Annotated in this window: 16 protein-coding genes; 8 read left to right on the top strand and 8 right to left on the bottom strand. The window is 40.9% G+C overall.

The annotated features are described in order from the left end of the window. Positions 1 to 98 precede the first annotated feature (98 nt). From RV13_RS00570 to RV13_RS00550, 6 genes are all read left to right on the top strand, one after another. The gene (locus tag RV13_RS00570; protein ID WP_010745156.1) at positions 99 to 752 is read left to right on the top strand and encodes a YoaK family protein; all 654 of its coding nucleotides are present in this window, start codon (positions 99 to 101) and stop codon (positions 750 to 752) included. 230 nt (positions 753 to 982) lie between these two features. After that, positions 983 to 2,116 carry a non-hydrolyzing UDP-N-acetylglucosamine 2-epimerase gene (gene wecB / locus RV13_RS00565; RefSeq protein ID WP_010745155.1) on the top strand — a complete coding sequence of 378 codons (1,134 nt, stop codon included), beginning with the start codon at positions 983 to 985 and terminating at the stop codon, positions 2,114 to 2,116. Positions 2,117 to 2,128: 12 nt separating this feature from the next. Then, a complete protein-coding gene (locus RV13_RS00560) occupies positions 2,129 to 2,995 on the top strand; it encodes a GGDEF domain-containing protein (protein ID WP_010745154.1) in 867 nt (288 codons plus the stop codon). Between the two features lie 12 nt (positions 2,996 to 3,007). Further along, on the top strand, positions 3,008 to 3,148 hold the full coding sequence (locus tag RV13_RS20915) for a hypothetical protein (RefSeq protein WP_010745153.1): 141 nt from the start codon (positions 3,008 to 3,010) through the stop codon (positions 3,146 to 3,148). After that, on the top strand, positions 3,148 to 4,461 hold the full coding sequence (locus RV13_RS00555; protein WP_010745152.1) for a glycosyltransferase family 2 protein: 1,314 nt from the start codon (positions 3,148 to 3,150) through the stop codon (positions 4,459 to 4,461). The genes RV13_RS20915 and RV13_RS00555 overlap by 1 nt, the downstream gene beginning before the upstream one ends. A gap of 11 nt (positions 4,462 to 4,472) precedes the next feature. After that, on the top strand, positions 4,473 to 5,591 hold the full coding sequence (locus RV13_RS00550) for a family 8 glycosyl hydrolase (RefSeq protein WP_010745151.1): 1,119 nt from the start codon (positions 4,473 to 4,475) through the stop codon (positions 5,589 to 5,591). 84 nt (positions 5,592 to 5,675) lie between these two features. Here the strand turns inward: RV13_RS00550 and RV13_RS00545 are convergent, their stop codons facing one another. From RV13_RS00545 to RV13_RS00525, 6 genes are all read right to left on the bottom strand, one after another. Further along, a complete protein-coding gene (locus RV13_RS00545) occupies positions 5,676 to 6,527 on the bottom strand; it encodes an arginase family protein (RefSeq protein ID WP_010745150.1) in 852 nt (283 codons plus the stop codon). A gap of 89 nt (positions 6,528 to 6,616) precedes the next feature. Beyond that, the gene (locus RV13_RS00540) at positions 6,617 to 7,171 is read right to left on the bottom strand and encodes a YbhB/YbcL family Raf kinase inhibitor-like protein (protein ID WP_010745149.1); all 555 of its coding nucleotides are present in this window, start codon (positions 7,169 to 7,171) and stop codon (positions 6,617 to 6,619) included. Positions 7,172 to 7,188: 17 nt separating this feature from the next. Beyond that, positions 7,189 to 7,428 carry a cyclic nucleotide-binding domain-containing protein gene (locus RV13_RS21220; RefSeq protein ID WP_010745148.1) on the bottom strand — a complete coding sequence of 80 codons (240 nt, stop codon included), beginning with the start codon at positions 7,426 to 7,428 and terminating at the stop codon, positions 7,189 to 7,191. 45 nt (positions 7,429 to 7,473) lie between these two features. Next, positions 7,474 to 7,782 carry a cyclic nucleotide-binding domain-containing protein gene (locus tag RV13_RS21215; RefSeq protein ID WP_010745147.1) on the bottom strand — a complete coding sequence of 103 codons (309 nt, stop codon included), beginning with the start codon at positions 7,780 to 7,782 and terminating at the stop codon, positions 7,474 to 7,476. A 129-nt stretch (positions 7,783 to 7,911) separates the two neighbouring features. Then, positions 7,912 to 8,598 carry a winged helix-turn-helix domain-containing protein gene (locus RV13_RS00530; protein ID WP_010745146.1) on the bottom strand — a complete coding sequence of 229 codons (687 nt, stop codon included), beginning with the start codon at positions 8,596 to 8,598 and terminating at the stop codon, positions 7,912 to 7,914. 25 nt (positions 8,599 to 8,623) lie between these two features. After that, positions 8,624 to 9,220 (bottom strand): TetR/AcrR family transcriptional regulator, encoded by a 597-nt coding sequence (locus RV13_RS00525; RefSeq protein ID WP_010745145.1) that lies wholly within the window; start codon positions 9,218 to 9,220, stop codon positions 8,624 to 8,626. 72 nt (positions 9,221 to 9,292) lie between these two features. On the opposite strand from RV13_RS00525, the gene RV13_RS00520 reads away from it, so the two are divergent. Continuing rightward, positions 9,293 to 9,898, top strand: a complete 606-nt coding sequence (locus RV13_RS00520; protein WP_010745144.1) for a TetR/AcrR family transcriptional regulator — start codon at positions 9,293 to 9,295, stop codon at positions 9,896 to 9,898. 460 nt (positions 9,899 to 10,358) lie between these two features. Then, on the top strand, positions 10,359 to 11,198 hold the full coding sequence (locus RV13_RS00515) for an aldo/keto reductase (protein ID WP_010745143.1): 840 nt from the start codon (positions 10,359 to 10,361) through the stop codon (positions 11,196 to 11,198). Between the two features lie 101 nt (positions 11,199 to 11,299). Here RV13_RS00515 and RV13_RS00510 read toward each other — a convergent pair whose 3' ends face one another. Together RV13_RS00510 and RV13_RS00505 are read right to left on the bottom strand one after the other, a co-directional pair. Further along, on the bottom strand, positions 11,300 to 12,070 hold the full coding sequence (locus RV13_RS00510) for a YibE/F family protein (RefSeq protein WP_010745142.1): 771 nt from the start codon (positions 12,068 to 12,070) through the stop codon (positions 11,300 to 11,302). After that, entirely contained in the window at positions 12,067 to 13,110 is a 1,044-nt protein-coding gene (locus RV13_RS00505) for a YibE/F family protein (protein WP_010745141.1), read from the bottom strand. Before RV13_RS00505 ends, RV13_RS00510 begins: the two co-directional genes overlap by 4 nt. Between the last annotated feature and the right edge of the window lie 100 nt (positions 13,111 to 13,210).

The following is a 13,210-nucleotide window of genomic DNA, read 5'->3' as shown; positions in this document are numbered from 1 at the left end:
CAATAGCGCAGGGGGCGCTTCAAGCAGAAGACACTTCCTTTGGCGTTTTTACTTATTTGTCGTAGAATTCTGTTGAAGAAAAAAGAGGTGCAATTTAAATGGAAGAAAAAGTTCATGAACGGCTGGAATTCGGAATGGCCTTAGCGGCAACCGCAGGTGGACTGGATGCTTATACATACCTAGTTCATGGGGAAGTGTTCGCTGGACTTCAAACGGGGAATTTTATTTTGCTGGGCGTTCACTTAGGACAAGGTCACTGGGGGGCGCTGCCTCATTATTTGATCCCTATCCTGGCCTTTGCGCTTGGCGCGCTGGCGGCACGCTATCTGCAAACCAAAATCAGCAAGAATCAGCAACTGTGGTTTTTAGCCTTTGAAATCATTTTACTGCTAATTGTCGGACTATTTTCCGCTCATTTGCCAAACTTACTTGCGAATGCCTTGCTTTCCATTACAGCGGCGGCTCAGCTGCAGGAATTTCAACGGTTAAAAGGAAAACCATTTACGTCTCTAATGATGACAGGAAACCTGCGAAACCTTTCGACCAACTTCTTTGAAGGCTACATCCAGCAGGATTCTGCAAAAAGAATGGCTTTTCGCGATACCTTGATCATTTTGCTCAGCTTCATGCTGGGAGCTTTGTTAAACGGCCTATTGGTCACTTATTTTAATGTCCACACCATCTTGTTTAGCCTCATCTTTTTAGCATTTGCCGTCTTTTTACTAATGAAGGACAAACGCGCCTTTCGCTAAATAAACTTACAGGCAAGAAGAGCCATTCTTCTTGCCTTTTCTTATGCTGCTATTCCATTTAGACAATGGAGTACGCTCACTTCTAAACAAATTTTAAAATTAATACGCTCAGCCATAGTGTATTCATTTTAAATAACAAGGCCGAATGCTATACTGAGTAAGATTTCATTAAATTTAATTTTATATTTATTATAATCAAATTATTTATAACTATATCAAGGAGGTTTATTATGAAGAAAAAAGTTTTTCTCGTTTTCGGCACCCGACCAGAAGCCATCAAAATGGCCCCTTTGGCAAAGACATTAGCCGCAGACGACCGCTTTGACGCCAAAATAATCGTGACTGGCCAGCATCGGGAAATGCTTGATCAAGTGCTGCATTCATTTTCACTCATTCCTGATTATGATTTAAACATTATGCATCAAGGCCAAACCTTAAGCGATATTACGAGCCGGGTATTAGAAAAGCTTACCCCTATTCTAATCAAGGATCGTCCAGATATTTTACTGGTTCATGGCGATACCACGACGACCTTTTCTGCAGCCTTAAGTGCTTTTTATCAGCAAATTCCGATTGGACATGTGGAAGCGGGCTTACGAACCTGGGACAAGTATTCACCTTTTCCAGAAGAGATGAATCGGCAATTAACCGATGACCTGACGGACCTGTACTTTGCGCCAACCAAAAAAAGCAAAGAGAATCTGCTAATGGAAAATCATTCTGAGGAACATATTTATATTACTGGCAATACTGCGATCGATGCCATGAGCAGTACCCTTGATGAACACTACCAAATTCCTACTGAAGTCTCAAAGAATCAAGAGCGGATCGTCTTAGTCACCATGCATCGCCGCGAAAATCTCGGTGAACCTATGAAGGCTGTTTTTGAAGCCATTCGCAGAGTCGCTGATGAGTATACCCACACACAGTTTATTTTTCCGATGCACAAAAATCCAGCGGTTCGAAAATCCGCGAACGAAACATTAGGTCATTTACCAAATGTTTCATTGATCGAGCCTTTAGACGTGATTGATTTTCATAATTACGCGAAGCAAAGCTATTTGATCCTGACAGACTCTGGCGGTGTACAGGAGGAAGCCCCATCCTTAGGTGTTCCCGTACTGGTACTACGCGACCAAACAGAACGACCTGAAGGCGTGGCTGCTGGAACGCTGCGGCTCGTTGGAACGGATAGCCAGACTGTCTACACGACCATCAAGGAACTCTTTGACGATCCGACTGCTTATGAAAAGATGGCTAAAGCCAGTAACCCCTACGGTGACGGTAAAGCCAGCGAGCGAATTACTGAAGCGATCGCTCATTACTTTCAATTAGCTGATCGTCCAAGAGATTTCAGTCAATAAGGAGAGCAACCTATGAAATATTTACGCCGAATTCGAGTAGAATGGATGACGATTCTTTTAGCTGCCGTCTTCCTGATTCAAAACCTGATCTTAGATGATCGATTAAGCTTTGTTCCTGTAGTCACCATCTCCCTGCTGGCCTTTTTAGGTCTGCTTGTTGGTTTTTTAGGCAATACCATCACGGTAGCAGTTTTTTCAATGCTGGTTATGTCTACTGGAACGTTTTTGCTTTATTACACCCCGATTATTATGCCGAGGCTAGAAAAGATTTACTTGATTGTGGTGATTCCCATCTTCGCTAGTTTAGGACTTATCGCTAAAAATAGTGTTTTGTTTAATCGACGAGCAAATACTTTTCAACCTCGTATGCGGGAATACTTAACCACCCTGGATGAAACGACCGGGTTATTCAACCGAGAGGAATTTGAACGACGCTATGAGAAATTTAAATGTGCCATGAATTTGTATAGTCATAACGGTCGTGGACTTATTGTCTCCTTCTATACAGTAGATTATATTGAACAGCTGAAATATCAGAATGATGAAGCTACTGATCAATTATTAAAGGCTTTGGCGCAAGAATTGAGTGATATCCGCTTGCCAGAGGAAGACCAGTATTATCTAGGAAACGGTACTTTTGCCGTCTTATCGCCAATTTACCTAAATGGCGCGAGTCACAAGTTTGTTCAACAGCTGAATCGCGTCACAAAAACACAATTTTCTCTCTTTCCCTTTAAGAATCTTGAGCATTCTCAAGATACGGTCATTCGTTTTGGCGAGATAATGATTGAGGGATCGACTGAAATGACGGCAGAACAAGTAATCAGCCGCGTACGTCGTCGATCGGAAGCCGATCTGACAAATGAATATATTTTATAAGGAGGGATACTCATGGATCAACTGCTCAGTTATTTCTTTGAAGCAAGCAAGGTTGTCACAGGAATATTTTTTATCGCTGCCATCGTATTATTCCTCTGTCTATTGATTATTAAAGATCGAATCTGGTGTTACTTTAGGAGGCGCGATTATTGATGAGTACCTTTCTATTAATCTTTGGGATCGTCTCTATTTGGTTTTCACTGATTATTACACTTGTTATTGTATTTGGTGCGGTTTATTTCTTACTGACCAATATAAAACCGCCGAAAAATCGCTTGGAGCCATTATCCTCCTATCCCCTCATCACCATTGTTGTTCCGGCCCATAATGAGGAGATCGTGATTCAGGATACAGTCAAGGCGATTCTAAGCATGAACTACCCACGAGAAAAGATGGAAATTCTCGTTTTTGCCGATAATTGCGACGATGAAACCTATGAACGCGTTCACGCCATTTTTCAGCAGCCAGAGTATGAGGGCTACTATTTAACAAAGGTGATCGATCGCAGAGGAACCGGTGGTAAAGCCGGGGTATTAAATGATTCACTCAAAATCGCCCATGGAGAGTACTTGTGCGTATATGATGCTGACGCCATGCCCGAACAAAATGCCCTATATTTTTTAGTGGAAAGAGCTTTGGAAAACCCCGAACGTTATGCGGCGGTCTTTGGAAGAAACAAAACACGAAATTACAAGCGTAATTTTTTGACCCGCTGTATCAATTTGGAGATCGTAACCAGTCAACGAATTATTCATACTGGAATGTGGCAGCTGTTCAAGATTGGTCAGATTCCCGGCACAAATTTTATTATTCAAACTGAACTGATTCGCGAATTGGGCGGTTGGGACAACGGTGCTTTGACTGAAGATACCGCCTTGAGCTTCAAAATCATGAAGGATGGAAAACTAATTGCACTAGCTTCACGAGCGGAAGCCTTTCAACAGGAGCCTGAGACCTTGTCTGTGTACTATCGCCAAAGAAAGCGGTGGGCGAAAGGTAATTATGAGGTTATTGTCAATAATATGAAGGATATCTTTGGTGCTTCCAATTGGCGTATTCGATTACAGAGTATTTATTACTTCAATACGTTTTTCTGGTTTACCAGTGCGATCCTCTTATCAAATATCATGTTTGTCGCGAATCTGATCGCAATGTTTCTCCATCTTTGGTTTCCATCTATTGAAGTCCTCTTTTCTTTTGGCGGAAGCAATCGACAGATCGGCGCTCTGCTACTGGTCAATTGGGCTTTGATGTTCTCTATTTATTTGCTTCAAGTTCAATTGGCGTTATCCAGCCAATTCGGTCAGGCAACCACCGCGAATTTCTTTTATGCCATTGCGTCCTACTTTACCTATTCTTTATTGTTTATAGGTATTTCGTTCATCGCCCTCTTTTCTTATATTGGCGATAAATTGTTTCGAAGAGACAGCAGTAAATGGTATAAAACACAACGTTTTGACGATTAGGAGGCAACATCATGCGCAGACGTCCTGCAATCATGTGGTCACTGCTAGCTTTGCTCTTCTTAGGGTATGTAGCCGCAGTGATCATTAATATAAAAGATAATCAGACTAAAGTAGAAAAAACAACCTATCAACAATGGCGATCCACCTATGTCAAAGAGAGCGACGAGGGAAATTACGTTGAAACGAGCCTAAAAGGAAAAGAAAGTATCTCGCTATCTGAAGGTCATGGCTACGGTATGTTGATCACGATGCAGGCGGCCAAACGCGGCTGGGCATCAGAAAACGAGTTTTATGATTTTTACCGCTACTATAAAAATTTCCGACTCAGCAAAGACAAGCCATTAATGAGCTGGCGGCAAAAATTTGATGAAGATACCGAGGTCAAAAAGGAAACGACCAATGCAACAGATGGGGATCTAGATATTGCCTATGCCTTAATTGAAGCAAGTAAACAATGGCCCGATAGCCATACAGACTACAAAGGGGCCGCCAAAAAACTCTTGTCCGCAATAAAGACAAGAAACTATAATTCGGACACTAAACTGTTAACAGTTGGGGATTGGGCAAAAAAGGATTCTGATTTTTATGCCCTCGTTCGTCCATCGGATATCATTCCCAGCTATTTCGATACTTTCGCAGCGTTCACCGGTGATTCTTTTTGGAAAACACTGAAAACTAATTCTATGAAGGTGTTAGAATCCCTTAGCAACCAGCACAAAACCGGCTTGATTCCTGATTTTGCTTGGGTAAAAGATGGGACTGTCACCCCAGCGAAGAAGGATCAAGTTGCTGGTGCGAATGACGGAAATTACGGAGCAAATTCCTGTCGGCTACCATGGCGATTGGCGAATTCTAATGATAAAGCTGCCAATCAAGTGCTAAGTAAGATGATGAACTTCTTTTTAGAAGAATCTACGATCACTGAAGGCTATACGCTTGCTGGAAAACCTTTGTCATCAAACAAGTCTGAGAACTTCTCTGCGCCTATTCTATATGCCGCAAAGAAAAAGGAAGCTTACGGAAACCTAGTAGATTCACAGTCTTGGGTGATTCAGAATGGTTTATCTGAAGATGACTACTACGGCGACACATTAACGACCTTAGTAACCTTGCAAATGAATCAAAAATAAAAGTGGGAGTGACAAAAATCTTGTCACTCCCTTTTTTACGAAGAAATAGTCTTCCAGAAGCAAGTTCTGTCATATCCCTTTCTCTTATCGAAAAATATCAAATTCATTCAACAGATTTTTCAAATTTTGTACGTCCCATGGCAATAGCTCAGCGATCGTCAAGCCAACGACTTCACTCTGTTCCGCGATTGCCTGCATCGTTTCCTTTACTTCCTGCAACGACATCTTGCCAGCTACCGCTCCAAACTCCGTGACGCCAGGTTCTGCAAAGTACAAGGAACGAAACTCCTTCGGATCTAACACATCTAAGTCAAAGTGAACAGCAACCTTAGTAAACTGATGCGCATTTAACCAGCTCTTAATCTCTTCTGGTGTGAGCCTCACTTGATCTTGAACCCTGTAGTCTATTCCCAATCGTTCCAGAATGTTTTTCTCATCAGCTGTTGGTTCTTGAAGCCCAACATATAGCACATCTTGTGGAGAAAACGGATGCTGGACCTTTGAGGCAAGCGCCGGATCTCCGTCCTTTAGCAGATTGCCTAAAACCATTGCATGCTCATTATAAAAGATATCCGGTGTGGAAATATCCGGATGGGCATCAATCCAAATAATTCCTAACTCCTCGCCATATTGTCCATGCAAATAATCAAAAGGCGCTTGCGAGACTAAACAATCGCCCCCCATCGTGATGATTTTGTCAGGAGCTTCTTCTTGGATCAGCGTGCTTGTTTTGTCCACGATACCCGCGACAATGCTTTGCGCGGTCACACCATTTTCCTTCACCAAAGGGATCTCATACTCAGGAACAGGCACTAAAATTTCTTCTTGCTCCAAATTTTTAGGAATGATAAACGAAAGCAGATCAGCGCCCAGGGAGTAGGTTGGATTATTGCCGCCTTGCCATTGAGGTACTTTTAACCGAAGTGTTTTAATCAAGAGGTCCTCTCCTTCACTCGTTTGTTTACTACTTCTTTCATCATACCTGTAATCAGCAAGCCGTTGCAAATTTGGCACCTTGTATGCGGTTAGTTTACGCCGTATTGGCCGATCAAGTATCCGTATTGCAGCAGGTGACCCTCCATCGCTTCCAGAAGTTCCTTTTTATTGGCTGAAGCGGGCAACTCTAAGGAAGTATCCAAAACGAAGACATTGTATTTATAGCGATGGGTGCCAAAGGGAGGCTTGGGTCCACGATACCGATGTTTTCCATAGCCTATTCCCTGGACCGCGTTTGCTAACTCTGCGACTTTCTTCCCTGCTGGGATGCCTGATGGAATTTTTTCTTGAACGGGAAGATTCCAGATCAGCCAATGATTATAGACGCCCACAAGCGGATGATCCATATCATCCATGATGACTGCTAGCGTCTCGGCGTTCTTATCCACTCCTGTTAAACACAGCTCCGGCGACAAATCCTTCCCATTACCGGTATAATTTACGGGAATCTCACCATCGTTTGCAAATGCTGGACTTGTAATGTTCAACTTCGGAATCCCTTCGATCACGATATCTTTTTGGCGTTTGACGGCTAAAGCAATTCCAATAAATAGTACGATTCCACCAAATATCCCAAGAATCATTTTGCTAGCCCACCTCATCAGTTTTCCTCTCTCAGCGTCCGACGAATGCGGCTCAATGAAACAGGGGTAACACCGATATAAGAAGCAATATGCCCATGATTTACTCGTTGATCAATATCCGGGATCTCCGCATTTAATTTTATATAACGCTCTGTCGCACTTTCCGCCAGCAAAGCGGCTTCTCGAATCAGTTTGATTCTTAACGTTTCCTCTAGAATACCGATATAAACTTGAGTCAGCAAAGGTTCTTTTTTCATCAGAGCCTGAACTCGCTCGTAATCAAAACAAACCATTTTACAGGACTACAACGCCTCAAAATTACATATGACCTGACCACTAAAAACAACATGCTGGGTACTAAAGACCTGACCGCTCTCTAAAAACTGGTGGGTCAGATCATTTCCCTGATAATCCAAATAATACTTGCGGATTAATCCATCAATCAATAAATACAATTTGTTTTCGTCGTCCCCCGCCGCAACGATTAAATCATTTGCCGCGAATTCGACAAGTTCCCCAAGAGCAGCCAATTGAGAAAGAACGTCTTCTTTGATAGTTATCTTAGTATAACGATTCGCTAACTGTTCCACTGCTTGTCTAATTTCTGTCATCGTCGGCTCCTTCCAAGTTTTTATTTATTGTACCGAGGAATGAAAGCCTTGTCATTAACATAGGATAAGACAAAAGTGGAAGCATTTGACGAAGCTGAAAGAACCCTGGAAACCTAATTCAAAGCTGCTTCAGGATATTATCGAAAAATCATTTTTATCTAGCAGCGATACCAGCATATCTCCCAACTGATAGCCTCTTCCCCACATGGTTTTTAGTTCCTTTTCATCAAAACCGACATGGACCATTTTTTCACGAATACAGCTGACCAAAAAAGAAAGCTGACAGACATTGGACGTATTCATCCCTGTGCCCCAGATTTCTTGGCAAAGTTTTTCTCTGGACAATTGCCCTCCCTTTGCCTGAGATAGATAATACAGAACCTTTCTCTCATTTTTTGTCAGTCTGGAAATGAATTTTTTGTAGGACCTGCTTGTGTCGTTTTTCATCTCACCGATTTGTTCCTTCATTTCAGCAATTTCCTCAATGAATTCTTCCATCGGCATCTGATCTGTTACCCAGCCATCAATGTGTGGAAGCATCCATTCCAAGTCAGTGCCCTTTAGCTGCTCGCTATTCCCCTTTCGTATCAGTAATAAGTCTTTTTGCTTCAAGGTGTCTAAGTGTTTAGAAAGCTCCAAACTAGAAATCGTGTCACTCACAATCGCGATAGAAAAGTAGCCCACCACCTCTGGATAAAAATCAACCTGTTCTAATAGGCTTGAGCTGCAGAAAACCTCATCATTGATTTTTTGAAGCGCAAGCTGCAGCGCTTGCTCCGCTAGAGGATTTTTAGTGATTATCAATATTTTTGCCATGGTACATCCCGCCTTCTTTTTTGTTCTATTCTGAATACAGCGCACTCAGATTCGTGATCAGTAAAACCAATATCCTATCAATAACATCACCAATATCCTCCTCAAAGTTCATCGCAAACCACTTTTCGACGATAGAAATTACACCGTTTGTCATAAACAACGAATAGTATTCAATTCTAGCCTTTTCTACCGATTGATAGAAACGTTGAGGCAGCGCCTGAACAAAATGATCGTGATAATTTTTTTGCAAGATCTTGCTGAAATTAAGCTTTTCATGATCCATGCTGTAAAAGGCCAATACTAGCTTCTTATTACAATAAAAATAGTCGAGGATTTTATATGTATAGGGGTATAATGCTTGATATGTATCCTTTTTCTTGCTAATGTTCATTCGTTCCAGTAGTCCCTGATCCCCTTTTAACAGCGCATTAAAGGTCTCCAAAAACTGATCCAATAGTTCATTCAGCAGCGCATCTTTATTTTTGAAATAGTTATAGAAGGTAACTCTGCTAACATATGCATTTTCAACAATCTCATTGACGGTAATCTCTTCATACTTCGCCACGGTCAATAGCTCTAAAAAAGCATCAAAAATACTCTTTTTTACAAGATTTTTGTTCAAAGCATTGTTTTCTCCTTTCCCTATTTGGCTCAGCTTTCAAATCAAGTTACAATCGCATTAGGAGGTGTAGCTATGTTCGATGAAAAACGTTCTCTGATTGAAAAAGCTTTTCTAGAGCTGTTGTGTTCCAATACATTTAAAAGCATCCGAGTCAATGACATTGCAGCGAAAGCGGGTGTCAGCCGCGTTACCTTTTATAAAAAATTTCAAAATAAGGAAGATTTGTTAGATAGTATTGTTGAAGAATTTTTAGCAGAATTAACCGTCGTTTTTCAATCAAATGTGAATTTTTACGATAAGGCGGGAGTTCCCAGTGTCGAGCGAATCCATTCAAATCTGGTTATACGAATTGAAAATGTGATCGACTTTTTTTGGGAAAATCGTGAAGAAATAAAAATTCTCACTTCAAAAAATAGCGAGATCGACTTGTTGCAGCATATAAGGACGCTCTTCAATAAATACTTCAAAGGAAATCTTCCATTAATCTTCTCAGTCAATTTTGACCCGTATACGTTGAATCAATATTTAGATTATTTATCAAAAGGCAGTTACTTAATTGTTGGTACTTGGATTCGCAAAAATTTTGAAGAAAGTCCTGAGGAAATCACAGAAATCTTAGTCAACGCCTCATTGCCTATCTTTCTTGAGCTTTATCAGAAAAAAGGACTAGAACATTAACGAATTTTTGTTTAAAACAGTTCCATCACTTTATATATTCAACACTATTTTTTATAAATACCACGCCATCATATTTGAAACATGCTTAAAAACCAAATTTATTGCTCGCTTTAAACAATAAACTAAAAAATAAGATTGGATTTTTTACATTGGCGACAATAATATTTACTTGTTGCAAATTTAGATAAGTTATCTTTATATTTATTAGAACTCTTTAACAAATTAACATTTCAAAACTATTTTTAGGTTTACAAAAATAGACCGTATGTTAATAAATTTTCCTATCCGCTTTAAATTACAAACGTTATTTAAAACGGATGAACGATCGAAATTTTTCTTCGCACTTACCCATCTCACACAAAGCTTACCTTTTTGTATCTATGGCACTTTAAAGTACGTACTATACATTTCCCTATCCTCCTCATATACTGGTGTTCTGAAACTTATAGGAGGGACTCATATGATACATTCATTGAAGGAAAACGTACGATTAAACAACGGAACAGAAATTCCAGGATTGGGACTAGGCGTCTTTCAAATTCCTGATGAAGACACTGCTGAGGTCGTGAAAAATGGGATCATCAACGGCTATCGCTTGATTGATACCGCTCAAATTTATGGAAATGAAACGGGGACTGGGCTTGGGATCAAAGAAGGCTTAGCCGCAACAGGACTAAGCCGAGAAGAGTTGTTCGTTACCTCAAAGGTGTGGAATAATCACCTAACCTATGAGGAAACAATGAAGGCCTTTGAGGAGACCCTTGACCGTTTATCATTGGATTATTTAGATCTATACCTGATCCATTGGCCGGGCAATAATGCATTCAAAGAATCTTGGCAAGCAATGGAAGAGCTGTACGAAGCAGGGAAAATCAGAGCCATCGGTGTCAGCAACTTCGAGATTCATCATTTAGAGGACCTGTTGTCCTATGCGAAGGTCGTTCCTGTCATTAACCAAGTGGAGCTCCATCCAAAATTATCTCAGCAAGCTTTGCGAGATTTTTGTGAAAAGCACAACATCAAAGTTCAGGCGTGGTCGCCTTTAATGCAAGGAAAATTATTAACAGAGCCTGCCATTGTGGAAATCGCTGAAAAGCATCAAAAAACACCCCCACAGGTCATTCTGCGATGGGATATTCAACAAGATATTTTACTCGTAGTAAAATCCGTTCATGAACAACGAATGCAAAGCAATGTGGCTGTTTTTGATTTTGAATTAGACGATACCGATATGTCTCGTTTGAATAAACTGAACGAATCATTGCGCAGCGGCCCTGATCCTGAGACTTTTGATTTTTAGTGGTTAATCAGCTAGTTATAACTCTTCCATGGGTAAACTTATTTTCGAACGGTTATTGAGGAGAATGGAATAAGCGATTAAGGCAGATCAGCCTTAATCGCTTATCGTTCTTTTGTTTTTAAATAGTGGTTGAAAAAAATATAGCTGGAGAAAAACGAAGCGATGGGCAGAATAACCACCGCAGCCATCCCCGTCAGCAAACTAATTAACAGCTCCCCAACAAAAGCTTTAGAATTAATGATCTCAAGAAAAGAGTAATTCAAATCCTGAATCCAAATAATCAAGGCCAAGCTCGAGCCCATAAACGCAAATAGCAACGTGTTGATCGTCGAGCTGAAGATCTCATGCACGACAGTCATGCTGGAATGCAATAATTCCTTAAAGGTCCGATTTCCAGTGCGTCGATAAATTTCATAGGTTGAACTGCTGACCGCAATGCTGCTGTCGATCACCGCCCCCGAAAAACTCATTAGAATGATCGAAAGATTCAATTCTGAAAAAGGAACAGCCACCGAGAGATCCATCATTTGTAATTCATCTAGCTCCTCTAATGCAAACCCATGTACCTTAACCAGCTGGATCAGCGGCAGGGTGATTAGGGTGAAGGCGATCAAGAAGAACAGCACACAGAGAAATGCAGCTTTTGTTTTTTGATTGACGTCATTGATATAAAACAATGTCACGACTGTTACACCCAAAAAGATCAAAAAAGTGATCGGATATACCGGAAATCCTTTACTCAATAAATAAAGCAGTAAAATGAACAAACAAAAATTGGCAAAGGTCCCTGTAATCATGTAAATCGAATTCTTTTTAAAGAGCACCACCATCAACGCCAGCAGAATCAAAGTAAGGCAGATCAAGACACTCATCGCAACGCCCTCCCCTTCATTTTCTCCGCCACGCTAAACGCCAGTAACGCAGCCGGAACAGACAAAACGATGGCAAATCCGCCACACAGCGTTCGTAGGATTTCTAATGACAAATGCATTCCTAAAACCTCAGAGAAATTCCAGCCATTTGCCATATAGAAGACCACGGAAGGAATCGCTCCGCTAAGATAAGCGAACATCAAGACATTGATCATCGATGAGGCGGTATCCTGAGCGATCTTCCTACCAGACTGGAGTAATTTCTTCATTGAAAGCTGATCATTTTGCGCCCGAATCTCATCTAAAGCAGAAATGATCGTTACGACATTATCCATGCTGGCACCAATCGCTCCAATCAGTAAGCCAGCTAAGAATACCGAGCGGTAGGGACGGGTGATAAATTGCATCTCTTCATAGCGTAAGCCTTCATCCTTCAATAAATTCATCGCGATTACGCAAATTAAAAACGCGAGAAAAACACTCACTAATGTCCCAAAGAGCTTCCGTCCGTCGAGTTTTTTAAAGCCATAGGATGTGCCCATTGCCACAAAAACTGCGATCACTGTGTAAATACTCATGAGAAGCATCAAGGATAAGCCGTTATTTTGTTGATTGAACCAAAGAAAAAAGAGCAGCAGAGCACTGTTTAAGGCTAAGCCGATCAAAGAACGAAGGCCTTTTTTCCCGCTGATGAATAGTACAATCAAAATAAACAAACCAAGTAAAATGAAGACATAGCCATCTCTTTTCAATGCTAAAACGCGCCAATAATTATCAGATTTTTGCAAAATCAATTGATTGCCTTTGCGATACAAAGGCGAGACACTCTCATTTTCATAGTACGTTGTTTCTAACGTTACTGTCCCCTTCTCGTTCAACAGTTTTCCTTTTATTTTCTGTGTATTTGAAGCGGTGTTCACCGTTACTTCCTCGACACGCAGCACGGGTTCTGAATAGAACACGCTGCTCTTTGTTTGGATGAAAAAGCCTAGCAGGATAATGGCGAACAAAGCGATTATATAGGTTAGAATTTTTTTCACTCAGGACCTCCTCGTAATAACTGATTCTTCTATAATACCATCCACTAATAAATTTGGTCGTACCTATAATCATTCCTTATAAATTTTTAGTGGTTGCGTA

Origin of the sequence: Enterococcus raffinosus (genome assembly GCF_001886185.1) — a bacterium.
Classification (GTDB): domain Bacteria; phylum Bacillota; class Bacilli; order Lactobacillales; family Enterococcaceae; genus Enterococcus_A; species Enterococcus_A raffinosus.
Note: the sequence above shows the minus strand (reverse complement) of the source record. Positions and strands in the feature narration are given on the sequence as shown.

Coding starts and splice junctions, on each gene's coding strand:
- RV13_RS00570 (WP_010745156.1), top strand. CDS start 99: ATGGAAGAAAAAGTTCATGAACGGCTGGAATTCGGAATGGCCTTAGCG.
- RV13_RS20915 (WP_010745153.1), top strand. CDS start 3,008: ATGGATCAACTGCTCAGTTATTTCTTTGAAGCAAGCAAGGTTGTCACA.
- RV13_RS00550 (WP_010745151.1), top strand. CDS start 4,473: ATGCGCAGACGTCCTGCAATCATGTGGTCACTGCTAGCTTTGCTCTTC.
- RV13_RS21215 (WP_010745147.1), bottom strand. CDS start 7,782: ATGACAGAAATTAGACAAGCAGTGGAACAGTTAGCGAATCGTTATACT.
- RV13_RS00540 (WP_010745149.1), bottom strand. CDS start 7,171: ATGATTCTTGGGATATTTGGTGGAATCGTACTATTTATTGGAATTGCT.
- RV13_RS00555 (WP_010745152.1), top strand. CDS start 3,148: ATGAGTACCTTTCTATTAATCTTTGGGATCGTCTCTATTTGGTTTTCA.
- RV13_RS00530 (WP_010745146.1), bottom strand. CDS start 8,598: ATGGCAAAAATATTGATAATCACTAAAAATCCTCTAGCGGAGCAAGCG.
- RV13_RS00515 (WP_010745143.1), top strand. CDS start 10,359: ATGATACATTCATTGAAGGAAAACGTACGATTAAACAACGGAACAGAA.
- RV13_RS21220 (WP_010745148.1), bottom strand. CDS start 7,428: ATGAAAAAAGAACCTTTGCTGACTCAAGTTTATATCGGTATTCTAGAG.
- RV13_RS00520 (WP_010745144.1), top strand. CDS start 9,293: ATGTTCGATGAAAAACGTTCTCTGATTGAAAAAGCTTTTCTAGAGCTG.
- RV13_RS00560 (WP_010745154.1), top strand. CDS start 2,129: ATGAAATATTTACGCCGAATTCGAGTAGAATGGATGACGATTCTTTTA.
- RV13_RS00510 (WP_010745142.1), bottom strand. CDS start 12,070: ATGAGTGTCTTGATCTGCCTTACTTTGATTCTGCTGGCGTTGATGGTG.
- wecB (WP_010745155.1), top strand. CDS start 983: ATGAAGAAAAAAGTTTTTCTCGTTTTCGGCACCCGACCAGAAGCCATC.